The organism is Amycolatopsis sp. WAC 04169 (assembly GCF_003947535.1).
Taxonomy (GTDB): domain Bacteria; phylum Actinomycetota; class Actinomycetes; order Mycobacteriales; family Pseudonocardiaceae; genus Amycolatopsis; species Amycolatopsis keratiniphila.
Genome location: NZ_QHJI01000006.1, coordinates 1 through 21,757, shown reverse-complemented (window position 1 = coordinate 21,757; position 21,757 = coordinate 1). Strand labels below are relative to the sequence as shown.

Below are 21,757 nucleotides of genomic sequence, written 5' to 3'. Positions count from 1 at the left end.
GGGGCCTTCACGCGCTAGGAGGGGGTCAGGACTTGACGCAGGACAGGCCGTTCGGGCCCGACACGGTCAGGAAGCCGTACCGCTTGATGGTGGTGGCGAGCTGGCCGCCGCACAGCGGGCTGGCGGTCGCGGCGGTGTCACCGGCGGCGAAGCCGACGGCGCGCTGGGCCTGGTCGTAGCTCGGCGTACGGGTGTCGAGCACGTGGTAGACGCTGCGCGAGCCCAGGAACGCCGTGGTGAAGGCCGGGGTGTAGTTACCGGCCGAGCCGGCGACCGGGGAGCCGTTGAAGCCGGCACCGGTCAGCGGGTTCACGGTGAAGCCCGCGCGCTTGTCCGCGGTCACCGCGTTGCCCTGGGCGATCCACTGCGCGATGGAGAACGGGGCGATCGCGTTGGCGCGGTCGGCGGCGGGGATCGAGGTGCCGTCGTGCTCCTGGAACCGCTTGATGGTGACCGGCTTGGTGGTGGGGTCGAAGCCGAGGACGGTGGTGGTGAAGAAGCTCAGCGTGCCGGAGCCGGTCTGGGGCAGGTAGACGACGATGGCGGCGTTGGCGCCACCGACCTGGTTCCAGTTGGTGATGGAGCCGTCGTAGATGCCGCGCAGCTGCGCCAGCGTGAGGGTCAGGCCCGCACCCGAACCGGTCGCCGAGGAGGACCAGGTGACACCGTCGGTGGCGAAGGCGTAGTACTCGAACGACGCGGGGTCGGACGAGCCGCGGGGCGACGACGACCGCGCGATGTCGATCTTGCCGTCGGCCGCGTCGCCGGAGGCCTTGAGCGCGGCCTTGCCCTGGGAAGAACCGTTCGGCGGCAGGGTGGTCGTGGTGTTGTAGACGACCTGGTCGGCGTACAGGTCACCGGGAACGGTGAAGGTCGCGCCCGGGGCGAGCAGCGGCGGGACGTTGACGTGGTTGTCGGGGTCGGTGTTCCAGGCGGCGCCGTTGGCGTTGGCCAGGATCGCGCCGGTGATGTCGACGGTGGTGTCCGAGCCCGCCGCGGCCAGGACGTCTTCGAGGCCGTTCGCCGGGGCGACCGCCGAGGCGGTGCCGGTCAGGGTGAGGCAGGCACACGCGGCGATCGCGGTGGCGCCGAGAAACCGAGTGGTACGAGCACGCATCTTGTTTGCACTCTTTCTCTAGTCCCCAAGTAGTCGCGGGATTCCGTGACTTGGCACAATCCTCGCTCCGCAACACTGTCCGGCGGCGGTGCTTCGCGTTCCCGCCCGACGTCATGGTGGTTAATCTCCGGGGAACGCACTTTCCGTGATCGGCCGTCACGGAGAACGATTCGGTGAATGCCCGCCGGAATCGCGACGGTATTTCCGGCGCCAATCGGCAATCGTCTCGATTCCTTCACCGATGGACGCTTCGGTGGTGGCCGAGCGGAACCGGTCGAGGCCGCGCTGGGCCTCGATACGCCGTCCGTAGGCATGGCTGGCGATCGCGACGAGCCGGTCGCCGGTGTGCAGGCGCCACCGCCAGCGACCGCCGCTGAGATGACTGAAATCGCTGGTCAATTCGGAAACGTGCGCGCTGAGCCAAGCGATCGCGACAAGGCATTCCTCGGCTCGCGGATAGTCGTCGGGCGCCGAACCCAGCGACACGTTGTTGCCGCCGAGCAACCGCCATCGAAGGGTCTGCTCACCGGTCTGGACGAGTTGAAAGCGTGGATTCTTCGGTGCTGAATTCCCCCTGGTCACATCCCGTGAATCGCCTCGATGTGGTGAAGGAGTTACGGGATTCGCTTAAGGCGCGACGGCCGCCGGGTGAACGTTTTCCCCCGGCGGCGGCGCGCTAGCCTGAACGGACGCGGGTAATCGGAAAACAATCACCGTGCCGGTCCGGTCCGGCACGGTCTGCGAGGAGGATCGATGGGCAACGGCAGGATCGCGGTCGTCACCGGGGCGGGTTCCGGGCTCGGCAGGGAGATCTCCCGCGCGTTGCTCGGCGCCGGTTACCGGGTCGCCCTCGCCGGACGCCGCGCGGACGCGCTGGCCGAGACCGCCGGCGGCGCCGCGGACGCGCTTTCCGTGCCCACCGACGTCGCCGATCCCGATTCCGTCGCCGCCTTGTTCGAGACGGTCCGCGCGGAGTGGGGGCGGCTGGATCTCCTGGTGAACAACGCGGGTGTGTCGGTGGGTGGGACGGTCGACGAACTGTCCTTCGCGGACTGGAAACGCGCCGTCGACACCAACCTGACCGGAATGTTCCTGTGCGCGCAGCAGGCCGTGCGGCTGATGAAGGCGCAGGACCCGCGCGGCGGCCGGATCATCAACAACGGCTCCATCTCCGCGCACGCCCCGCGCCCCGCCTCCGTCGCCTACACCGCGACGAAACACGCGGTCACCGGGCTGACGAAGTCGATCTCCCTCGACGGCCGCGCCTGGAACGTCGCATGTGGACAGATAGACATCGGCAACGCGGCCACCGAGATGACGCTGCGGATGGCCGACGGGATCCCGCAGGCCGACGGCAGCGTCAAGGCCGAGCCGACCTTCGACGCCCGGCACGTCGCGGACGCCGTGCTGTACATGGCCGGGCTGCCGCTGGACGCGAACGTCCAGTTCCTCACCGTCACGGCGACCACGATGCCGTTCATCGGGCGCGGCTAGGCCCTCACGGGATCACCTTCGCCTTCCGGAACTCGTCGAACAGCCGGAAGAACATCTCGGGCGTCTCGGCGTACTCGTGGAAACCGGCCCGCCGGGCCTTCGAGCCGTCCGCGAACATGTCGTAGTCCCAGCCGAACACGAAGTCCGCGAACGCCCACGACGACGAAACGGCGCTGTACGGCACTTCGAGGCCGTACTTCGCGGCGATGGAGGTCCAGAGTTCTTCCTTGTCCGCCATGACGACGTCCAGCGACATCGGCAGCGGCGGCGCCACCTCCAGGTCGAAGTAGCGCGCGATCCGCGGCCAGAGGTCGTTCCACCGGAACAGATCCCCGTTCGCGATGTTGTACGCCTCGTTCTCCGAGCCGGTGGCCCACACGGTGGCCTTCGCCAGCAGTCCGGCGTCGGTCATCTCCAGGAGACTGTCGTACGCGCCGGGTTTGCCCGGGAAGCGCAGCGGCAGGCCGAGTTCCTTCGAGATCGACGCGTAGACCGCGATGGCCAGCGCCAGGTTCATCGGGTTGCCCAGCGCGGTCCCGCCGACCACCGACGGCCGGATCGCCGACCACGTCCAGGCTTTCCCGGCCTGGCGTCGCTCCAGGAACTGCTGCTGGTCCACGTTGAACTCGGGCGGCATATGCCCGGCGTCGTCCTCGCGCGCCGGAGTCTTGAACGGGCCGAGGTGGGCGCCGTATACCTTGTAACCCTGCATGAGGCTGATGTGCCGCAGGCCGGGCGCCACGGGCTCGATCGCGTCGACGAGGTTGGTCAGCATCGCCAGGTTCGGCGGGACCAGTTCGGCCCAGGTCGGCTTGTCGACATAGGCCGCGTAGAACACGTGCGTGACGTCGTCCAGGCCGCCGAGCTTCGCGCGGGTGTCGTCCGCGTCGAGCAGGTCGACCGCGATCTGGCCGGGGCCGCCGCGCCGCGACAGGCCGATGACGCGCCAGCCGGGCAGGGTCTCCAGGTGTGCGATCAGGTTCTTGCCGATGACCCCGTTGGCCCCGGCGACCAGGGCGACCTTGCGTTCTTCGTTCATGTCTCCGAGCCTGGACCAGGCCGAGAGATAAGTCCAAGGCATAGATCTCACGGCTCCGATAAACTCTCTTCATGACCAGTCTGCGGCAGCTCGAATACCTGGTGACCGTCGTCGACACCGGCTCCTTCACCAAGGCCGCCGAGTTGCTGCACGTGACGCAGCCCGCGCTGTCGCATCAGGTGCGCGCGCTGGAGAAGGGCGTCGGCGGCCCTCTGCTCGAACGGTTGCCGCGCAGCGTCCGGCTCACCCCGATGGGCCGCGCCATGCTGCCGCACGCGCGCGCCACGCTCGCCGACGCCGAACGCGCGCGGTGCGCGGCCCGGCAGGCGTCGGGGCTGGAAGCGGGCGAACTGCAGATCGCGACGGTCTATTCGGTCGGTCTCGGGGTGCTGCCCTCGGCGTTGCGCGTGTGGCGCCGCGAGCGGCCCGACGTCGACGTCCGGCTGGTGGAGTTCCGGCACGCGGATGAACTCAGGGAGGCGATGGAGGCGGGGGAGGCCGACGTCGCGGTCGGCCCGGTCCCGCCGGACTGGGACGGGCCGGTGCGCGAACTCGGGGTCGAGGAGTTCGTCGTCGTCCTGCCGATCGACGGGCCGCGCGAGGACGACGGCACCGGCGTCGTCGACCTGGCGACCCTCGCCGACTGCGCGTGGGTGCACTACGCGCCGGGCAACGGGCTGGCCGACCTCGTCGATCAGGCCTGCGCCGCGGCGGGATTCCAGCCGAGGGCCGCGGTCCGCACCGAGCAGAGCGCGGCCGCACCGATGCTCGCGGCGGCGGGCCTCGGCCCCGCGCTGGTCCCGGCCAACGTGCTGCCCGAAGGCTTCCGCGGCCGCGTGCTCCGGCCCGAACCGGCGATCCGCCGCACGCTGGCCGCCTATTGCCGCAGCACGCCCGACCCGCTGACCTCGGCCTTCATCGACGTCGTCGCGGGTGAGTGCACGCTCGGATCACCGGACGGTGGCGCCTGACAGGTCCACCCCGCCGAAGGCCGTCGCCTTGACGTCGCCGACCCGGTCCGCCCAGACGGCGTGCCCGTGCCCGGACCACAGCGGTGCCACCGGGAGATCCCGCAGCAGCTGGTTCTCCACCAGCCGGTAGATCTCGCCGCTTTCGCCCGCGTCGATCTCCTCGGCCGATTTCAGCAGGTCGGCGAATCCGTCGCTCTGGTAACCGGTCGTCTTCACGATCTCGGCCAGCACTTCCTGCGGGCTCGGCGTCGTCAGGGCCATGTCGATCGCGAACGGTCCTTGTCCGGGCTCGGCGGCGAGCGGGACACCGACCGCCTTGCCGACCTGCTCCGCGAGCGGCCGCTGCCAGCTCACCGGCGACTGTCCGAAGTGGACAGGCGTGGCCGGGAACTCCGCTTGGGTGAGCAGGGATTTCCCGGCTCCGGCGTCGAACGTGCAGGGGCGGCAGGTGCTGCTGCGTTCACCGGGGGCGACCGCGGGCGGCAGCAGCGACTTCGCCGGATCCACCTGCTTGCCGAGCGCGCCGGCCTCCAGCGCCGCGCGGTCGATGCCGAGCGCGAAGCCGTGCCGGACGGTCGCGTCGGAGAAATGCGGTGCGCTCAACGGAAAGCCGAGGTAGGCGGCGGTGGGCAGGGCCCACATCACGTGCCGCTGCGCGAAATCCGCGTGCATGGCCTCGTGGCGATCGCCGGGGACGAACGTGGACAGGTCGAGCTTCCCGGCCTTGACCTCGTCGTACTGTGCCGCCGCGTCGCCGGTCTTCAGCTCGACCACCCGCGCCTTGCCCGGCGCGTCGGCCACCCGGACCAGTTTGCCGCCCGACGGCTGCCACGCGCCGTCCAACCGGAACGGCCCGTTGCCGACCGGCCGCTGCGCGAAGCCCGCCCAATCGCGCGAAGCCAGCGCGGACGCGGGCAGCGGGACCAGTGCGGGCGAGGAGAGCAGCGCCGGGACCTGTCCGGACGGCCGGTCGAGCACCAGCCGGATCGTCAGCGGGTCGGGTGCGGTGATCTCCTTGGCCCGCAAGAGATTTTTGACCACTCGGGACGCCTGCCACTGCTCCGCACCGATCGTCTTCCAGGTGTCCACATAGGACTGCGCGGTCACCGGGGTGCCGTCGTGGAACTTCCCGCCGTCCTTGAGCTTCACCATCCACGTGACCCGATCGGGGCTGGAGAACGACTCGGCCGCCCGCGGCGCCGTCTTCCCCGTCGCCGGGTCGTAATCGGCCAGCGGCGTCCACAATGCGCCGGCGACCATCCGCCCGGACTGGTCGCGGACGTCCGCGGGCAGCAGGGTCGCCGGGGCGGCCAGGCCCACGCGAAGAACGTCCGGTGCGGGCGGTTCGCCGGATTCGGTGCAGCCCGCCGCGACCAGGGCGGCGGCGAGGAGCGGGGCCAGAAGACGCAAGCGCATGGTCATGTCATAGCAGTCCCGCACCGACCAATGGCGGTTGTGCGGGCAAAGTGACGATCATAAGGTGCGGGGACCAGCCTGGGAGGTTTCTGTGCGAGGAAACTGGTTGCTCCGTTCGTGTTTGGCGCTCACCACGGTCACCGCGACCCTGATCGCCACCGGCCTGCCCGCCGCGGCGTGCGGCGACGAGGACAAACCGGCCGCCGAAAAGGTCCGGGTCGCCGGTGCGCCCGGTGCGGTGAAGAACGTCAAGGCCGTCGGCAACGTGCCCGACGCGCAAGGCGCCATCGCCATGGGGTTCCTGCAGTACGGCAAGCGTGACGTCATGGCGGTTTCCGGTGAGTTCGGCCTGAAGGTCTACGACCTGACGAAGAACCCCACCGCCCCGAAGCTGATCGGCGAGGTCAGCCTGCCCGGCCTGTGGGAGACCGAGGACACCGAGGTCGACGTCAAACGCAAGCTCGTCTTCCTCGCGCGGGACCCGCGGGCCTACGGCGGCACCACGCAGACCGGCGAGTCCGGTATCTACATCATCGACCTGAAGAACCCGGACAAACCGGTCCTCCTGAGCTACACCAAGGTGCCCGCCGGCCACACGACCAGCTGTGTCGACGACTGCCGGTACCTCTGGACCGGTGGCCCCTCGAAGGCCGCGAACCAGCCCGCGGAGTGGGGCGGCCGCCCGATCTGGGTGACCGACATCCGCGACCCGCGCAACCCCAAGACGTTCCCGAACCCGATCGAACTCGCGCGCAACGACGGCAAGACCGACTACGTGCACGACGTGCAGGTCGACGCCGAGGGCGTGGCGTGGGTGTCCGGGCGAGGCGGCGTCCGCGGCTACTGGACCAGCGGCTACCACCGCGATCCCGTACAGGGCAAGGTGCGCCGCGCGACGGCGTTCGACCCCGTGCCGTACGCGGGCGGCGGGATCGAGGAGACGGCGGCGCCGTCGAAGTTCATGCACAACAGCTTCCATCCGGCGGGACACCGCTCGGCCGACGGTGCCGACTCGAACCGCTGGCGCGGCCGCGACCTGATCTACGCCACCGAAGAGAGCTTCCTCGACGGCTGTGCCGGTGACGGCGTGCTGACGATCTCGTCGCTGCGGAACTCCTACAACGGCGAAGGCTGGCGCTCGACGCCGGAGAAGCCGTTCCGTCTCGAGTCCGTCGGCACCTGGAGCGTGGCCGGGCAGGAGGGCAGCGACCCGGCGTCGGGTGACTGCTCCGCGCACTACTTCGACATCCGCGGCAAGGTCCTCGTGCAGTCGTTCTACGCGCAGGGCACACGCTTCCTCGACGTCAGCGACCCGACCGACCCGAAGCAGATCGCCTACTTCCGCCCGGCGGACGCCAGCGCGTGGGCGCCCTATTGGCACAAGGGTTACGTCTACGTCGCCGACAACACTCGCGGAATCGACATCCTGAAGCTCACCGCCTGAGGCAGGATCTTCCCCATGCGCACCATGGGGAAGATCCTGGGGATCACGGCCGCGATCGTCCTGATCGCGGCCTGTGACCCGGTCCCGCCGAAGGAAGTGGCCGTCCACACCGATCCGGTGCCGGTCGCCGAGACGTTCCCGGAGGTCGGCGAGATCGTCCAGGCGTCCTGGGTCGAGGAGCGGATGGGCACCTCCGAAGGGCGGGTCGCGGCGCCGGGGCCGTCCGACCTCCGGCTGTCCGCGGTGGTGAAGCTGCGTCGCGAGGCCGTCGCGAAGGTGCTGGCCGACTACAAGTGCCAAGCGGGTTCACCGGCGGTGCCCGAGCCCTTGAAGGGACTTTTCCCGGCCGGGATGAAGTGGCTTTCCTGCGAACTGCCCACGACCACCAAGTCGCGGACCGCCTTCGTGGTCGAGGGCTCCGAGCAGGCGTTCCTGAGGTCGACGACCATGTAACGGAGCTGTGGCGAGACTGTCACGCGACTATCACGGCAGCAAGATGACCCGTTCCTAGCTTGGCGTCATGACCACGTTGCTCGAGCGGGCCCCGGCTCCCGTCGCCGGGAAGACTTCGCGGCGAAGCGTCACGGCACTGTTCGCGATCGCCCTCCTCGTCGCCGGATACACCGGGTTCCGGTTGCCAGGGGAGTGGGCGGCCACCCTGCAAGCCGTGTCGCTGACGGACGGTTTCCACCGCCGTTTCCTCATCGGCACGCTCCTGAAGCCGTTCGGGCACGACTATGCGGTCTTCGTGGTCGCGAGCTTCGCCGTCCTCGTCGCGGTACTGGCGGTCGTGACGCTCGCCTTCTTCCGCGGCCGCACCGAAAGCCGGCGGTGGTTGATCGTCGTCTGGCTCCTGTTGCCGACCGGCGGTTACCTGTTCCACGAGGTCGGTTACTTCGACCAGGTGCTGTATCTCCTGCTGTTCGGCGCACTGTGGGCGTCGCACCGGAACAGACTCGTGCTCGCGAGCGCGATGATGGCGCTTTCGGTGACGGTGCACGAGATCGCGTTGCTCACCGTGCTGCCGATCTTCGGGTTCGCCTTGCTGCGGAAGGTTCCGTTCCGGCGCGCGTGCGCGCTGCTCGGTCCGTCCGCGATACTCGGCCTCGGGATTCTCGTGCTGCCGCCCGCCACGCCCGGCGCCGTCGACGGTCTCGGGCGCTCACTGTCCACAGCGGACTTCCGCTACCGCGCCGACGCGCTGCACCTGTTCGGGCGCACCCAGGCCGAAAGCTGGCGGCTGTACTCGATCACCGGTGTCCTGCTCTACCTGCTGCCGATCGCGGCCGTGGTGATCGGGGGTTTCCTTTACCTGCACCGTCCGACGCTCTCCGCCGTGGTGCCCACCGCCGCGATCGCGGCGCCGGTGCTGCTCGCCTTCGGCGGCTGGGACGACGCCCGATGGGGCTTCCTGCTGGTCACCGGCTTCTTCGTGGTGGTGTGGCTCTGGCTCGGCCACCGCGAGCTGAAACTGTCCCAAGCCGGTGTGCTGACCGCGCTCGTGCTGGTCCTCACGCACGTCCCGATGCCGTACTTCGACGGCTACGCGCCACGGTGGCTCACTCTGGTGACTCCCGTGGAAGCCGCACGGTGAACACCGCGCCGCCGTCGTCGTGCACGGTGATCTCCCCGCCGTGGATCAACGCGTTCTCGCGGGCGATGGACAGCCCCAGCCCGCTGCCTTCGGTCGCCTGCCGCGCGTGATCGCCGCGCACGAACCGGTCGAACAGGATCGGGCGCAGCTCCTCGGGGATCCCCGGGCCGGAGTCGGCGACCTGGATCGTCACCGCGCCGGGAAGGCCTTCCAGGGACACCCTGATCGGGGTCCGGCCGTATCGTTCGGCGTTGACCAGCAGGTTGCGCACGATGGTGTGCACACGGCGCGGATCAGCGGAGACGGTCGTGTCACCGGTGCTCGTCAGCTGGACGGACGTCTCCGGCACGCTCACCTCGATCGCGTCCTCGACGAGCGCGGGCAGGTCGACGAGCTCGGGGCGCAGGTCCGCGGAACCCGCGTCGAAGCGCGAGATCTCCATCAGATCCTCCACCAGCCGGGCCAGCCGCCTGGCCTGAGTGGCGAGCAACTCGGTCGCCCGGGTCCGGACCTCGGGGCTGGCGTCGTCGAGGGTGTCCACCGTGGCGACCATCGACGCGAGCGGCGTCCGGAGGTCGTGCGCGACATCGGCGACGAATCGTTGCTGCTGGCGGTCCTTGGCGCGCAGCTCCTCGATCGCCGTGCCGACCCGATCGGCCATCGTGTTGAACGACGCGGCGAGGTCGGCGAGTTCGTCGCGGCCCTTCACCGGGACACGCACGTCGAAGGCGCCGCCGCCCAGGTCGCGGGCGGCGGAGGCGACGCGGAGAACCGGCCGCCGGATCCGGCCCGCGGCGAAGACCGCGGCCGCCACGCCGAGGACCGTGACGCCGAGCGCGATCCACCCCAGCTTCCACCGCTGGGCCGCCAGATCCTGCTCGAACGCGGTGAGGTCGAAGAACTGCACGACCCAGTACGCGACGAAGTTCGCGCTCACCACGAAAAGCCGGTGGCCGGTCAGCGGATCGATCGTGGTCGCCGACAGCAGTTCTTCCGGCCCCGTGGTCCGCAGCAGGACCGCGTCCTTCACCGTTTCCAACGCGGCTCGCCGGTCGGGCGGGGTCGCGTTTTCGGCGCCTGTCGTCCAGTCGTGGCTCTGCGACGAGGACTTGACGACTTCGGGAGGTCCTTCGGGCGGCCTGAAGTCGTCGTTCGTCAGTGGGGGAGAGCTCGTGACGAGCATCCAGTCCGCCGCGGCCTTGTCCATTCCCTGAGAGAACATCTCCAAGGCCCGGGGGGAGCCGGCCATGAACTGTTCGAGATGGGGCCAGGCCTGCCCGAACATCGCCCCGAACGACGTCTTCGTCGCGGCGGTGAACCTGTCGAACGCGTCGTCCTCCTGGATTTCGGCCGCGCTGAAGGCCATCAAGACCGTCGCCGTCGTGGTCACGGCCACGACCGCCGCGGTCACCCTCGCACGGAGCCCGAACCTCATTCGCCCACCAGCCGGTAGCCGAGGCCTCGCACGGTCTTCAGCACCACGGGATTCGCCGGATCGTCCTCGATCTTCGCCCGCAGCCGCGCGACCGCCGCGTCGACGATCCGCGAGTCGCCGACGTAGCCGTAGTCCCAGACCCGTTTCAGCAAGGTCTGCCTGCTCAGCACCTGGTTGGGATGTTCGGCGAACTCGACGAGCAGCCGGATCTCGGTCGCGGTCAGCGCCAGTTCGGCGCCGTCGCGGGTCACGCTCATCGCCCCCGCGTCGATCTCCAGCCGTCCCAGCACCAATCGGCCGGCCGACGGCCCGGGAGCGGTGACGGCACGACGGCCGATCGCCTTGATCCGCGCGTCGATCACCCGCGGTTCGGCCGGTTTGACCACGTAGTCGTCGGCGCCGCATTCCAGCCCGGCGACGATGTCGATCGGGTCGCCGCGAGCGGTCAGCAGCACCAACGGCAACCGGCTCCGCGCACGGATCCGGCGGCACACCTCGAAGCCGTCCATCCCGGGCAGCATGACGTCGAGCAGGACGAAATCGAGTTCGAGCCGATCGGTGAACAGCGTCTCCAGTGCCCGCTCTCCGGTCGGCGCGACGATGACGTCGTGCCCGAGGGCCTTCAGCGCGAGTGTGAGCGCCTCGGCCAGGGCTATGTCGTCCTCGACGAGCAGGATGCGCGGCATGGTTCCCCCAAGATCGAAAGGCTCACCGATGGTAAGGGCGCTCTGTCGCACCGCACCGGATTCGGGGCGGAACCGTCGCGGAGTCGTGCCGTCTCGTCACAAACCCCGGTTCTCTGTTTCACTGTCGTATCCGCGAGCGAGGGGGAACGATGCCGGTCGCGTCCGGTCACCACGGATTCTCCGATGTGGCGGTGGTCGCGGCCGGCGCGGCACGGCGGCCACCGCGGCCGTCGTGGGTCCGTTGCTCGGCGACCTCGTCCGGCGGTCCGACCGGTTCGGTGTCGGAACCTTGGCGGTCGCGACGGCTCTCGCGATCGCTTTCGTGGCCTGGAGGGGCATCCGTTCGTCTCGGCAGGCCGTGCAGGTCGCCTTGGCCGTAGTGCCGATGGGACTTCTCGGTCTCGTGATCGTGTCGGCGCCGGACTTCCTCGAGGGCATGACCCTCTAGTCTGGGCCGAAGGCGTCCTTCACCGCATCCGACGCGGCGAAGGACGCCTTCGCCCCAACTCAAGCCCCGCTCAAGAGGCCAGCAACTCCTGCAGTTCCGCCACGGCCGCGGTCAGCTCCGTCGCGAACAGCTCCATCTCGTGCGCCACGTGCTTCGGCGTGCACAGGTACAGGTTCAGCGACTCCGGCAGCAGCACGTACGCGACACCGATGCACTGCGGGCTGGTCGACCCGAAACCGAAGTACCGGATGTTCACCGACGGCGCCGAGCTGGTGCTCAGGTAGTCGTTGCGCATCTTCAGCCAGCCGGGTGACGAGTACAGCGACGGGGAGTCCTCGACGCCACGCCGCTTCTGGATCAGCTGCAGCTCCCACAGGTGCTGCTCCGGCGCGTCACCCGCCTGACACTCCTTCGCCCGCGTGACGTGCTTCGCGGCCGCCGCGCGGAAAGCAGCCTGACGTGTCTGACGATCGGCCTGCGGGTCGTCCATCACCCGGACGAACCACTGCACCTCGGGCGTCACCACACGCATCGCTTCGGTGCGCCCGTTCTGGTACTGCCGCGTCGCGATCGACTCGTACGTCGCGCCCGTGATCCCCTTCGCCCGCTTGTGCGCGAGCTGGTACGCCATCTGCGCGAAGGCGTCCGGGGACATCCCGAGCTCCTTCGCCCGCTTCGCACCGAAGTCGGTGAAGGACACCGTCTTCGTAGCGGTCGCGTCGGCGTACTCGGCGAAAGCCGCGGCGGCGGCTCGGGCGTCCTCGCGCAGCGCGTCACCCAGGACGAACTCGATGACCTCGGACGACGGCACCCCGTCGGCGGGCGGCCGCTCCAGCCGTGTCCCGCTGAGCAGCGCGTCGGTGAACCCGAGGATCGTGGTCCCGTCCAGTTCGCAGTGCTCGACGTTGATCCCCGCCGTGCCGTCCTCGAACACGATCAGCGACACGGCCTTGTCGAACCAGCGGTTCCCGCTGTCGCCGTGCAGCAGGTGGTCGCACGCCTCCTGCGTGCCCGACGGCGTGAAGTCCTCCAGGCACAGGCAGAACAACGCCGTCTCGATGTCGTCGAGCGCGGCCGCGTTCCCCGCCGCCAGCAACGCTTCCCGCGTCGCCGCCCACTCGGCCCTGGCCTTGGTGGTGAAATGGCCGGCGGCGGTCCGCGGGTCGTCGATGAAGTTCCCCGACTTGACGATCGCCTGCAGCCCCGCGACCAGCTGTTCGGGGGAATACGGGCGGCCGTCCGGCGCGATGACGTCCATCCGGAACGGGGTGTCGCGATGGAAGACCACGATGTGCCGCGCCCTCGACGGCCCCGGCCAGTCCTCGCGGTACGGCGTGCGCGCGGTGTCCTGGACGGCACCGGGGATCCGCGTCGCCGAGAACAGGAACTTGTGCTGCACCATCGACTGCGGCTGCCCGCGCAGCAGGATCGGCGGCACCAGCTCCTCGTCGAGCTTCAGCTTGTAGTCCACCGCCGAAGCCGCCAGTTCGGCCGCGCGCTCCAGCTGCCCCAGCGGGGACTCGGTGAACAGGAAGAAGAAGTTCGCGTTGAGGGCGATCCGGTCCCGACGGCCGAGGTAGCGGTACGGCCAGAAGGTGTCGAGCCAGCTTCGGACGTCTTCGCGCTTGTCGTAGGCCTCGAGCGCGTTCTGCAGTTCGTGCGCCGGGCTTCCCGCCGCGAGGAACTCGGCGACGGCGCCTTCGGTTTCCGCGAGCTCGCCGGGCGTGAGCAGCGGCGAGCACCACTCGAGGAACCGGCGGCAGGTGTCCTCCAGGCTGGGGACGGGGACCCGCGGCAGGATGTCCTCGTTGCCGAACGTGCGGGTGGACGGTTCCGGACTGCTCACGATCATCCTTGATCTCGAAGGGGAAGGGCGTTCAGCGCGGAGGCGAGCCCGCCCGCCGCGCCGTTCGGGCGGGAGACGAACAGCCGCGCGTACAGCCGGCCGCCGTCCTCCAGCCCACGCGGGTCGACGCCCGCGACGGACAGATTGTCCAGGATCTGCGTCTGTTCCTCAGCCGAAGCGAATTTCCGCTGCCGGAAGACGCCCTCGACCCCGGTCGTCTCGTAGTCCAGTTCGCCGAGGCTGTCGGCGACCGGGCCGTAGGAGAACATCCGGAGGACGAAATGCGCCATCCACGGCCGGTTTTCCCGCGCGATCCGTACGAGGGTCTTCTCGGTGACGTAGCCGACGCAGCCGGTCGAGATGACGATGTCGACCTCGGACAGCAACGCGCGCTGTTCGTCCGTCGGGTCTTCGCTCTCCAGATCGGCGTGGATCGCTTCGTCGATGAAGCCCGCTGCGAGCGCGTAGTCCAGCGCGGGCGCGGAGGCGTCGAGGCCGATGAAGCGCACAGTGTCGTCCTCGACCATCCGGCGATCGCGCGCGATCAGTTCTTCGCGGCTCAACGACGCGGCGGACGCGTAGTGGTCGTACAGCCGTTCCATCGACGTGTCGCATCGGTGCAGTGCCGCGTTCACGCCGTACGAACAGCCGAGGTCGAGCACCGTCGGCACCTTGACGTCGGCTTCCGCGCGGTATTCGTCGATCAGTTTCGCGAAGTAGGCCTTCGCCTGCTGCGGGATGTCGTAGTCCAGCGGACGCAAGGTGCCGAAGAAGGCGCGTGGATCGGGAGCGGTGTAGATGTCGTCGAAATTGATCTTGCCGGTCGAATCCAATGGCACGGCCAAGCTCCTGACTTAGTCGAGCAGCTGATCGCCCCGGACGGCCGCCGAAGCGACGTGTTCCGGCAGGACCCGGCCGAACAGCTGTCTCGTCCGTTCCGGACTGCCGATGACCCCAGGGCGCTCGCTGTACGCGAAGATCGCGGAATGGCGGGCGACTGCCCCTCGAACATTACTCACCCGGTGCAGCGCGAAGCGTCCGCGAAACAGCTGAAGATCACCGGGACGGAGAGTGAGCCGCCTGATCAGGTGATCGCCTTCGCCCGCCAGGACGGCACGGACGTCGTCGAAGTTCTCCGCCGTTTCGGAGCGGATGTTCGGGCAGAATTCGAAGACTCCGCCATCGGCCGCTTCCTGCGTGAGCATGCTGACCGTGTACTCGTTGGTGTCGAAATGCCACGGATGCGAGCGGCCCGGTTCGACCACGTTGAGCACCAGCCCGGACAGCGGATCGGCGAGTTCGTGCAGCTCGGGGAGTTCGAAGCAGTCGGCCACGAACCGCTGGAACTCCGGGCTCGAGTACAGCTGCTGGATCACCGCGGTCGCCGGGATCCGGTCGCGCGCCACGAAGGCGTTGCCGCGTTCCATGATCGTGCGGCCCGGATGGTCTTCCGGCAGTGGAGTGTCGATGGCGATGTTGTAGGCGTTGACGCGTTCGACCTTCGCGTACGCCTCCGGAGCGATCTTCGCGCCTTCGCGGCGAAGGACGTCACGCAATTCCGGACGGATGAAGTCGGCCAGCACACTGCAGCCCGTTTCCCGCAGTTCGGCACGGGTGCGGGAAACGATTTCGCGCCACGCGGGGCTTCCCGGTTCGGACAACGGATAGCGGGCGGTATCGGCCACTTGGACTGCGCTCGCGGTCATCGACGTCCTCTCGGCTGCCCGGAAGTGATTCTCGGGTTTAGCACAGAAAACGCCCGCGACCCCCGCGCCTTGTGAGCGGTGCCACACGCAACGTGACGGCCTCCTGACTCGGGTCAGGAGGCCGTCAGTGGCTTTTCGTCAGCTGGTGACAAGCGGCAGCAGCGGACGGCGCACCGCGGTCGCGACGCCGTCGGACGCCTGGGCCGCGGCGATCCGCTCCGCGGTCGGCGTGCCGTATTCGGTGGTCCGCTGCCGCAGCGGGCGGCCCAGCGGTTCGACCATCGCGCGCATGTCGCTGATCGTCTTGTACGACCCGTTCGCCGCACCCGCCATCCGGCTGATCGTCTCCTCCATCAGCGTCCCGCCGATGTCGTTGACCCCGCCCTGGAGCACCGCGCGGCTGCCCTCTTCACCGAGTTTCACCCACGAGCTCTGGATGTTGTCGATCATCCCGTGCAGCAGCAGCCGGGCCAGCGCGTGCACCGCGCGGTTCTCGCGCAGCGTCGTGCCCGCCCTCGCCAGCCCGGCGAGGTAGATCGGCGAACTCTGGTGGATGAACGGCAGCAGCACGAACTCGCTGAACCCGCGCCGCCCGTTGCGCTCCAGGCCTTCCCGCTGCAGTTTCGCCAGCAGCTTCAGATGCCCGACCCAGTGCGCGGGGGTGTCGACGTGGCCGTACATCATCGTCGACGTCGTCGTGATGCCGAGCTTGTGCGCGGTGGTGACGACGTTGATCCATTCCGACGTCGGCAGCTTGCCCTTCGTCAGCACCCAGCGCACGTCGTCGTCGAGGATCTCCGCGGCCGTGCCCGGCAGCGAGTCGACGCCGGCTTCCTTCGCGCGCGCCAGCCAGTCTTCGATCGAGAGGTTCGTCCGCGAAGCGCCGTTGACGACCTCCATCGGCGAGTACGAGTGCAGATGGATGTCCGGCTGACGGCGTTTCACCTCCGCCGCGAGATCGAAGTACGCGGTACCCGGCAGATCGGGGTGGATACCGCCCTGCATGCAGATCTCGGTCGCGCCCGCGGCCCACGCCTCGTCGACCCGGTCGCCGACCTGCTCCAGCGAGAGCGTGTACGCGTCGGCGTCGGTGCGCCGCTGGGCGAACGCGCAGAACCGGCAGCCGGTGTAGCAGACGTTGGTGAAGTTGATGTTCCGCGTGACGACGAAGGTGACGTCGTCGCCGTTCACCTCACGGCGCAGGTCGTCGGCGATCTTGGTGAACGCGTCGAGCTCCGGCCCGTCGGCGTGCAGCAGCGCCAGCGCTTCGTCGTCCGAGAGGCCGGCGGGGTTCTTTTCCGCGCTGCGCAAGGCATCCCGGATGTCGGTGTCGAAGCGCTGCGGCCCGGTCTTGATGTTGCCCTTGATCTCGGCCCAGTCGCCGTAGACCGAGTCGAAGTCGCTGCGGCGGTCCTCGGTGCGCCCGACGGTGTCGACCTCGACGTGCAGATCGGTACGCCCGGCCTCCTTCCACCCGCCGTCCGGCTCCTGCCACGGGATGCCCACCGGGATGGCCTCTTCGATCGCGAGGCCGGTCTCGGTGTCGGTCAGCGGGGCGAGGTGCGCGTTCATCCGCGGGTCCAGCCAAGGCTCGCCCGCCTTGACGTACTCCGGGTAGATCGGCAGCCGCTCGCGCACGGTGAACCCGAGCGCCTCGGTGCGGCGTTTGAGCTCGTCGATCTGCGGCCACGCGCGTTCGGGGTTCACGTGGTCGGGGGTCAGCGGCGAGACGCCGCCCCAGTCGTCGATGCCCGCGTTCAGCATCAGCTCGTACTGCTGGCCGATCAGGTTCGGCGGCGCCTGGATGCGCATCCGCGGCCCGAGCACCAGCCGGGCGACGGCGATGGTCGCGGCGAGTTCTTCGAGGTCGGCGTCCGGGGTCGCGCGCATCTTCGTGTCCGGCTTCGCGCGGAAGTTCTGGACGATGACCTCCTGGATGCCGCCGTAGGTCTTCGCGACCTTGCGGATGGCGAACAGGGAGTCGGCGCGCTCCTCGAAGTTCTCGCCGATGCCGATCAGGATGCCCGTGGTGAACGGCACCGAACTGCGGCCGGCGTCCTCCAGCACCCGCAGGCGGACGTCCGGGTCCTTGTCGGGCGAGCCGTAGTGCGGGCCGCCCTTCTCGGTGTACAGCCGCTTCGCCGTCGTCTCCAGCATCATGCCCATCGACGCCGACACCGGCTTGAGCCGCTGGAAGTCCTGCCAGCTCAGCACGCCGGGGTTGAGGTGGGGGAGGACGCCGGTCTCTTCCAGCACCCGGATCGCCATCGCCCGGACGTAGGACAGCGTGTCGTCGTAGCCGTGCGCGTCGAGCCAGTCCTTCGCCGCCTTCCAGCGGTCCTCCGGACGGTCGCCGAGGGTGAACAGCGCTTCCTTGACCCCCATCTCGGCACCCTTGCGGGCGATGTCGAGCACCTCGTCGGGGGAGAGGAACGGCGACTCGACCCGGCCGGGGACGGTCGCGAAGGTGCAGTAGCCGCAGCGGTCCCGGCACAGCCGGGTCAGCGGGATGAACACCGAACGGCTGTAGGTGACCACGCCGGGTCGGCCCGCCGCGACGAGCCCGGCGTCGCGGACCCTCGAGGCGTGCTCGGACAGCGTCTTGAGGTCGTCGCCGCGCGCCTGGAGCAGGATCGAGGCCTCGGTGATGTCGAGGGTCTTCCCGTCGCGCGCCCTGGCGAGCGCCCGGCGCATCGCCGAGGTGGTGGGGGCGTTCGGGTCAGCAGGGGATGCCATTCCCGCACGCTATGGCCGGACTCGCTCCACCTGCCAGTGTGCAACCCGCCACCGCGTCACCCACGTGGGTAAGGTCACCGTTTCCGCTGGTCAGAGCATGATCTTGGTTGCCGATCAGGGGGTGCGAGTGTATTACCTAAAGTGTGGCTTCGGTGATCGGCAAGAAGGTCGGCGGGCGGACGTACTACTACCTCGTCACCTCCGCTCGGGTCGACGGCGAGCCGAGGGTGGTGTCGCAGCGGTATCTCGGCACGGCCGAGGAGATCGGGCGCGCGATGGACGGCGACGTCTCCGCCCCCGGCGAAGCGCGTCACCGGACCTTCGGCGACGTCGCGGCGGTGTGGGCCACGCTGCGGCGGCTCGACTTCGTGCGCCGGGTCGACGAAGCCGTCGGAGCCCAGCGCGCGTCGACCACCCTGGGGACTCATCTCGCGCTCGCCGTCCTGCACCGGGCGACCGCGCCCGACACGCAGTTAGCCGACTGGTGGCGTGACTCCGTCGCCAGGGAATTCATCCAGGCCGACCTTCCGAATCACCGGCGGGCACTGCAACGCCTCACGCCCGAACGGATCGCGCGGATCGAGACCGCCGTCGCCGGCGCGGTGCTCTCCTGGCTGGGGACGGGCGACGCCGCGCTCGCCGTCGACGTCCCGCAATTCGCCACCTTCACCACCGCCGACCCCTGCCGCTGCGAACTCGCCGGCCTCGGCCTGGTGGTGACCAAGGACGGCGCGATCCCGCTGGCGTCGCACGTGTACCCGCGGGAAGGGGCGCCGCCGTTCGCCGCGCTCGCCGAGGAACTCCGCTCGCTGTATCCCGTCACGCTGGTGTTCACCGCGGGGCAGGCGGCGCAACTGGACCTCGGGCGGCATTTCGTCGGCGCGCTCCCGCTCTCGGACCACCCGGAACTGCTGGCGAAACCGCCGTCCGCGCGCAGACCCGTCGACCCGGAACGCTTCGCCGGGCTGACCGCCCTCGACACCAGGGCCGTCGTCGCCGGCGTGCGCCGGCGCGTGATCCTGACCCATTCGGAGACCCTGCACAACGCGCAGGCCCGCGCGTTCGGCGAGGAACTGGGCACCGCCACCCGCGAACTCGCCGGCCTCGACGCCGCGCTGGCCTCGGGCACGTACCGGGGCGACCGCGGCCAGGTGAACGCCGAAATCGCCCGGATCACCCGCGGCCGCCGCGTCGAGCGGGTGCTCTCACCCGCACTGACCGGCACGAAGCCGGGGGAGATCCGGCTGACCTGGAAGGTCGACGACGCCGCGGTGTCGCGCTTGCACGACGAGTTCTTCGGCAAGCAGGTGCTGGTCACCGATCACGACTGGCCGGTGTCCGAGGTCGTCACCGCGTACCGGGCCCGCACCCACCTCGACTCGACGTTCCGCTGGCTGACCGGCCCCGCCGTCGCCGGTCCGGCCCCGCGGTGGGAGTGGACGCCGCATCGGATCGCGGTGCACACCCTGGTCACGGTGCTCGCGTCCACGGTCACCCACCTCATGCGGCGCGAGGCCGACCGCGCGGGGATGAACCTGTCGGTCCGCGAACTGATGGACAGCCTCGCGGGGATAGGGGAGACGGTGCTCCGGTATCCGTCCACCGGCGGCCGCCCGCGGACGCGGCGCCTGCTGACCGAGCGGAACCCGGAACAGCAGGCGCTCTTCGACCTCTTCGGTCTTAGCTCTCTCGGTGGATATGAAGCGCGGAGAAGCTCTGCACCACCGGCATCAACTCGATGACGTTGATGTTCACGTGCTCCGGCTGCGAAGCCGCCCAGAAGACGGACTCGGCCACATCGGCGGCCGTCAGCGGTGTCGTGCCCTTGTAGACGTTGTCGGCCTTGCTCTGGTCACCCTCGAACCGGACCACCGAGAACTCCGTGCCGCCGACCAGGCCCGGCTCGACGTTGGTCACCCGGACGCCGGTGCCCTGCAGGTCCGCGCGCAGGTTCAGGCTGAACTGGTGGACGAACGCCTTGGTCGCGCCGTACGCGTTGCCGCCGGGGTAGGGGTAGCTGCCGGCGACCGAGCCGATGTTGATCACGTGCCCGCGCCCGCGCTCGACCATGCCGGGCAGCAGGGCGCGGGTGAGGTGCGCGAGCCCCTTGATGTTCGTGTCGATCATCTGGTCCCAGTCGTCGAGCTTCGCCCGGTGGGCGGGCTCGAGCCCCTTCGCGAGGCCGGCGTTGTTCACCAGCAGATCGACCTCGGCGAACTCGGCGGGCAGCGAGCCGGGGAGCGCGGCCACCGCGTCGGCGTCCCGGACGTCGAGTTCGAAGGGGAGGACGTTCTCGCCCAGCTCGTCCGCCAGCTTGTCGAGCCGGTCCTTGCTGCGCGCGGCCGCGACGACCTTGGCGCCGTCGGCGGCGAACCGGCGGACGATCTCGACGCCGAACCCGGCGCTGGCACCGGTCACGAAAACGGTCTTCTCGGGCATCAGTCAATCTCTTTCAAGAATCGTGCGAACACGTCGTTGAACTCGGCCTCGCGCTCCAGGTTAGGCATGTGCGCGGCGCCCTCGATCACCGCCAGGGTGGAGCCGGGGATGAGGTCGTGCATGAGTTCGGCGTCCGCGACCGGCGTGAACTCGTCCTCGGTCCCGACGACGACCAAGGCCGGTACTTCCACGCGGGTGAGGCTCTCCCGGTAGTCCGGACGCTCGGCGCGCCCCCTGAGCGCGGCCGCCGCTCCTTCCTTCGGTGTCGTGCGCATCATCCCGAGGACGTGCGCGGCCACGTCCGGCATCGTGCGGACGTTCTCCGGGGAGACCATCTTCGTCAGCACCTCCTCCGCGTACGGGTTCATTCCCTCCGCGAGGACGCGGTCCGCCATCTCGTTGCGGACGCGCTTGCCCTCCTCGGTCTCTTCTTGGGGAGAGGTGTCGGCGAGCAGGAGCCCGGCGACGCGGTCGGCGTAGGTGCGGTGGAACTCCATGACGATCTGCCCGCCCATGGAGAGGCCGCCCAGCACGAAGCGTTCGAGACCGAGGTGGTCGGCCAGCCGGACGATGTCGGCCGCGAAGACATCGAGACCCGTCTTCTGGTCCTTTGCCGGCTTGGTCGTCTCGCCGTACCCGCGGAGGTCCGCGGTGATGACCCGGTAGCCCTCCCGGCTGAAGCGTTCGGCCTGGGGCCGCCACATCGAACGGTTGAAGGGGTGGCCGTGGACGAGGACGACCGGCAGCCCGGTGCCGAGGTCGTCGTATGCGACGGAGATGCCGTCGAGTTCCGCAGTACTCATGAGCCCGACGCTAATCGGAGCAATCGACGGGATCAATACGGTGCAATGTACTCGGAGCAATGTTCTTGCCCGGGAGTTCACCCGCGGTCTCCCGGGGCGATCACCGCGCGATCGCCGGGTCCGGGCTAGTTTATGGCCTCTGACCTGCGCGAATGTCGTTAAGGTACCCCCCTGTTTTCGGGGGTTTCCGGCCATGTAAAGTTCTCTTCGTCGCCAGGGAAACCGAGCGGCCGACCGGGACACGAACCAAGCTCTCGCTCAGTGCGATTGAGTGGGTGTCCCACCAAAAACTGCTAGGAATGACTGCTTCGGATAAGGCCGCGTGATGGCGGTGCGATTCGGGGTGTGTTGCTTGAGAACTCAACAGTGTGCTAGTGAACTAAGCCAGTAGAGCTTATGTATTGAAACCTCGTAAGAGGTTCCTTTGAGAGCAAATTATTTGCCTCGATCAAATTTGACATTGTTGGAGAGTTTGATCCTGGCTCAGGACGAACGCTGGCGGCGTGCTTAACACATGCAAGTCGAACGATGATCCGGTTTCGGCCGGGGATTAGTGGCGAACGGGTGAGTAACACGTGGGCAA

The 21,757-nt window shown here is 69.0% G+C and carries 19 protein-coding genes and 1 rRNA gene; 8 read left to right on the top strand and 12 right to left on the bottom strand.

Features of this window, described 5'->3' with window-relative positions:
- Positions 1-25: 25 nt before the first annotated feature.
- Entirely contained in the window at positions 26-1,117 is a 1,092-nt protein-coding gene (locus DMC61_RS16310) for a substrate-binding domain-containing protein (RefSeq protein WP_125689993.1), read from the bottom strand.
- A 156-nt stretch (positions 1,118-1,273) separates the two neighbouring features.
- A complete protein-coding gene (locus DMC61_RS16305; RefSeq protein WP_016332197.1) occupies positions 1,274-1,621 on the bottom strand; it encodes a DUF1508 domain-containing protein in 348 nt (115 codons plus the stop codon).
- A 249-nt stretch (positions 1,622-1,870) separates the two neighbouring features.
- Between DMC61_RS16305 and DMC61_RS16300 the strand changes: the two genes are divergently transcribed.
- Positions 1,871-2,611, top strand: a complete 741-nt coding sequence (locus DMC61_RS16300; RefSeq protein ID WP_125689992.1) for an SDR family oxidoreductase — start codon at positions 1,871-1,873, stop codon at positions 2,609-2,611.
- A 4-nt stretch (positions 2,612-2,615) separates the two neighbouring features.
- On the opposite strand, the gene DMC61_RS16295 is transcribed toward DMC61_RS16300, so the two are convergent.
- On the bottom strand, positions 2,616-3,650 hold the full coding sequence (locus DMC61_RS16295) for an SDR family oxidoreductase (protein WP_125689991.1): 1,035 nt from the start codon (positions 3,648-3,650) through the stop codon (positions 2,616-2,618).
- Between the two features lie 71 nt (positions 3,651-3,721).
- Here DMC61_RS16295 and DMC61_RS16290 point away from each other — a divergent pair, with 71 nt between their 5' ends.
- Positions 3,722-4,621, top strand: a complete 900-nt coding sequence (locus DMC61_RS16290) for a LysR family transcriptional regulator (RefSeq protein ID WP_125689990.1) — start codon at positions 3,722-3,724, stop codon at positions 4,619-4,621.
- Here the strand turns inward: DMC61_RS16290 and DMC61_RS16285 are convergent.
- Entirely contained in the window at positions 4,601-6,043 is a 1,443-nt protein-coding gene (locus DMC61_RS16285) for an ABC transporter substrate-binding protein (protein WP_125689989.1), read from the bottom strand. The two genes, DMC61_RS16290 and DMC61_RS16285, sit on opposite strands and share 21 nt — an antisense overlap.
- Positions 6,044-6,143: 100 nt before the next feature.
- On the opposite strand from DMC61_RS16285, the gene DMC61_RS16280 reads away from it, so the two are divergent.
- The 3 genes from DMC61_RS16280 to DMC61_RS16270 all read left to right on the top strand — a co-directional run bounded on the left by DMC61_RS16280 (position 6,144) and on the right by DMC61_RS16270 (position 9,075).
- Positions 6,144-7,481 (top strand): LVIVD repeat-containing protein, encoded by a 1,338-nt coding sequence (locus tag DMC61_RS16280; protein ID WP_125689988.1) that lies wholly within the window; start codon positions 6,144-6,146, stop codon positions 7,479-7,481.
- A gap of 15 nt (positions 7,482-7,496) precedes the next feature.
- The gene (locus DMC61_RS16275; protein WP_125689987.1) at positions 7,497-7,934 is read left to right on the top strand and encodes a hypothetical protein; all 438 of its coding nucleotides are present in this window, start codon (positions 7,497-7,499) and stop codon (positions 7,932-7,934) included.
- 67 nt (positions 7,935-8,001) lie between these two features.
- A complete protein-coding gene (locus tag DMC61_RS16270; protein WP_125689986.1) occupies positions 8,002-9,075 on the top strand; it encodes a hypothetical protein in 1,074 nt (357 codons plus the stop codon).
- On the opposite strand, the gene DMC61_RS16265 is transcribed toward DMC61_RS16270, so the two are convergent.
- Positions 9,041-10,510, bottom strand: coding sequence for a cell wall metabolism sensor histidine kinase WalK (locus DMC61_RS16265; protein WP_125689985.1), 1,470 nt, complete (start codon positions 10,508-10,510; stop codon positions 9,041-9,043). The genes DMC61_RS16270 and DMC61_RS16265 overlap by 35 nt on opposite strands.
- The gene (locus DMC61_RS16260; protein ID WP_063273459.1) at positions 10,507-11,196 is read right to left on the bottom strand and encodes a response regulator transcription factor; all 690 of its coding nucleotides are present in this window, start codon (positions 11,194-11,196) and stop codon (positions 10,507-10,509) included. Before DMC61_RS16260 ends, DMC61_RS16265 begins: the two co-directional genes overlap by 4 nt.
- A gap of 232 nt (positions 11,197-11,428) precedes the next feature.
- Here DMC61_RS16260 and DMC61_RS16255 point away from each other — a divergent pair, with 232 nt between their 5' ends.
- Positions 11,429-11,644: a hypothetical protein gene (locus tag DMC61_RS16255; RefSeq protein ID WP_125689984.1), complete on the top strand. Its 216-nt coding sequence runs from the start codon at positions 11,429-11,431 to the stop codon at positions 11,642-11,644.
- Positions 11,645-11,714: 70 nt separating this feature from the next.
- Here DMC61_RS16255 and DMC61_RS16250 read toward each other — a convergent pair whose 3' ends face one another.
- The 4 genes from DMC61_RS16250 to DMC61_RS16235 form a co-directional block, all read right to left on the bottom strand.
- Positions 11,715-13,496, bottom strand: coding sequence for a choline/carnitine O-acyltransferase (locus DMC61_RS16250; protein ID WP_199750011.1), 1,782 nt, complete (start codon positions 13,494-13,496; stop codon positions 11,715-11,717).
- Entirely contained in the window at positions 13,493-14,323 is an 831-nt protein-coding gene (locus DMC61_RS16245; RefSeq protein WP_125690452.1) for a class I SAM-dependent methyltransferase, read from the bottom strand. Before DMC61_RS16245 ends, DMC61_RS16250 begins: the two co-directional genes overlap by 4 nt.
- 21 nt (positions 14,324-14,344) lie before the next feature.
- On the bottom strand, positions 14,345-15,196 hold the full coding sequence (locus tag DMC61_RS16240) for an arpA protein (protein WP_125689982.1): 852 nt from the start codon (positions 15,194-15,196) through the stop codon (positions 14,345-14,347).
- Between the two features lie 138 nt (positions 15,197-15,334).
- Positions 15,335-17,932 (bottom strand): bifunctional FO biosynthesis protein CofGH, encoded by a 2,598-nt coding sequence (locus tag DMC61_RS16235; RefSeq protein ID WP_043847966.1) that lies wholly within the window; start codon positions 17,930-17,932, stop codon positions 15,335-15,337.
- A gap of 143 nt (positions 17,933-18,075) precedes the next feature.
- Here DMC61_RS16235 and DMC61_RS16230 point away from each other — a divergent pair, with 143 nt between their 5' ends.
- Entirely contained in the window at positions 18,076-19,674 is a 1,599-nt protein-coding gene (locus DMC61_RS16230) for a transposase (RefSeq protein ID WP_125689981.1), read from the top strand.
- Here DMC61_RS16230 and DMC61_RS16225 read toward each other — a convergent pair.
- Entirely contained in the window at positions 19,613-20,371 is a 759-nt protein-coding gene (locus tag DMC61_RS16225) for an SDR family oxidoreductase (protein WP_016332209.1), read from the bottom strand. The genes DMC61_RS16230 and DMC61_RS16225 overlap by 62 nt on opposite strands.
- Positions 20,371-21,174: an alpha/beta fold hydrolase gene (locus DMC61_RS16220; RefSeq protein WP_125689980.1), complete on the bottom strand. Its 804-nt coding sequence runs from the start codon at positions 21,172-21,174 to the stop codon at positions 20,371-20,373. The genes DMC61_RS16225 and DMC61_RS16220 overlap by 1 nt, the downstream gene beginning before the upstream one ends.
- A gap of 460 nt (positions 21,175-21,634) precedes the next feature.
- Here DMC61_RS16220 and DMC61_RS16215 point away from each other — a divergent pair.
- Positions 21,635-21,757 (top strand): 16S ribosomal RNA (locus DMC61_RS16215); the annotation flags it as partial.

Coding starts and splice junctions, on each gene's coding strand:
- DMC61_RS16250 (WP_199750011.1), bottom strand. CDS start 13,496: ATGATCGTGAGCAGTCCGGAACCGTCCACCCGCACGTTCGGCAACGAG.
- DMC61_RS16285 (WP_125689989.1), bottom strand. CDS start 6,043: ATGACCATGCGCTTGCGTCTTCTGGCCCCGCTCCTCGCCGCCGCCCTG.
- DMC61_RS16240 (WP_125689982.1), bottom strand. CDS start 15,196: ATGACCGCGAGCGCAGTCCAAGTGGCCGATACCGCCCGCTATCCGTTG.
- DMC61_RS16290 (WP_125689990.1), top strand. CDS start 3,722: ATGACCAGTCTGCGGCAGCTCGAATACCTGGTGACCGTCGTCGACACC.
- DMC61_RS16300 (WP_125689992.1), top strand. CDS start 1,871: ATGGGCAACGGCAGGATCGCGGTCGTCACCGGGGCGGGTTCCGGGCTC.
- DMC61_RS16235 (WP_043847966.1), bottom strand. CDS start 17,932: ATGGCATCCCCTGCTGACCCGAACGCCCCCACCACCTCGGCGATGCGC.
- DMC61_RS16260 (WP_063273459.1), bottom strand. CDS start 11,196: ATGCCGCGCATCCTGCTCGTCGAGGACGACATAGCCCTGGCCGAGGCG.
- DMC61_RS16310 (WP_125689993.1), bottom strand. CDS start 1,117: ATGCGTGCTCGTACCACTCGGTTTCTCGGCGCCACCGCGATCGCCGCG.
- DMC61_RS16275 (WP_125689987.1), top strand. CDS start 7,497: ATGCGCACCATGGGGAAGATCCTGGGGATCACGGCCGCGATCGTCCTG.
- DMC61_RS16265 (WP_125689985.1), bottom strand. CDS start 10,510: ATGAGGTTCGGGCTCCGTGCGAGGGTGACCGCGGCGGTCGTGGCCGTG.
- DMC61_RS16295 (WP_125689991.1), bottom strand. CDS start 3,650: ATGAACGAAGAACGCAAGGTCGCCCTGGTCGCCGGGGCCAACGGGGTC.
- DMC61_RS16220 (WP_125689980.1), bottom strand. CDS start 21,174: ATGAGTACTGCGGAACTCGACGGCATCTCCGTCGCATACGACGACCTC.
- DMC61_RS16270 (WP_125689986.1), top strand. CDS start 8,002: ATGACCACGTTGCTCGAGCGGGCCCCGGCTCCCGTCGCCGGGAAGACT.
- DMC61_RS16225 (WP_016332209.1), bottom strand. CDS start 20,371: ATGCCCGAGAAGACCGTTTTCGTGACCGGTGCCAGCGCCGGGTTCGGC.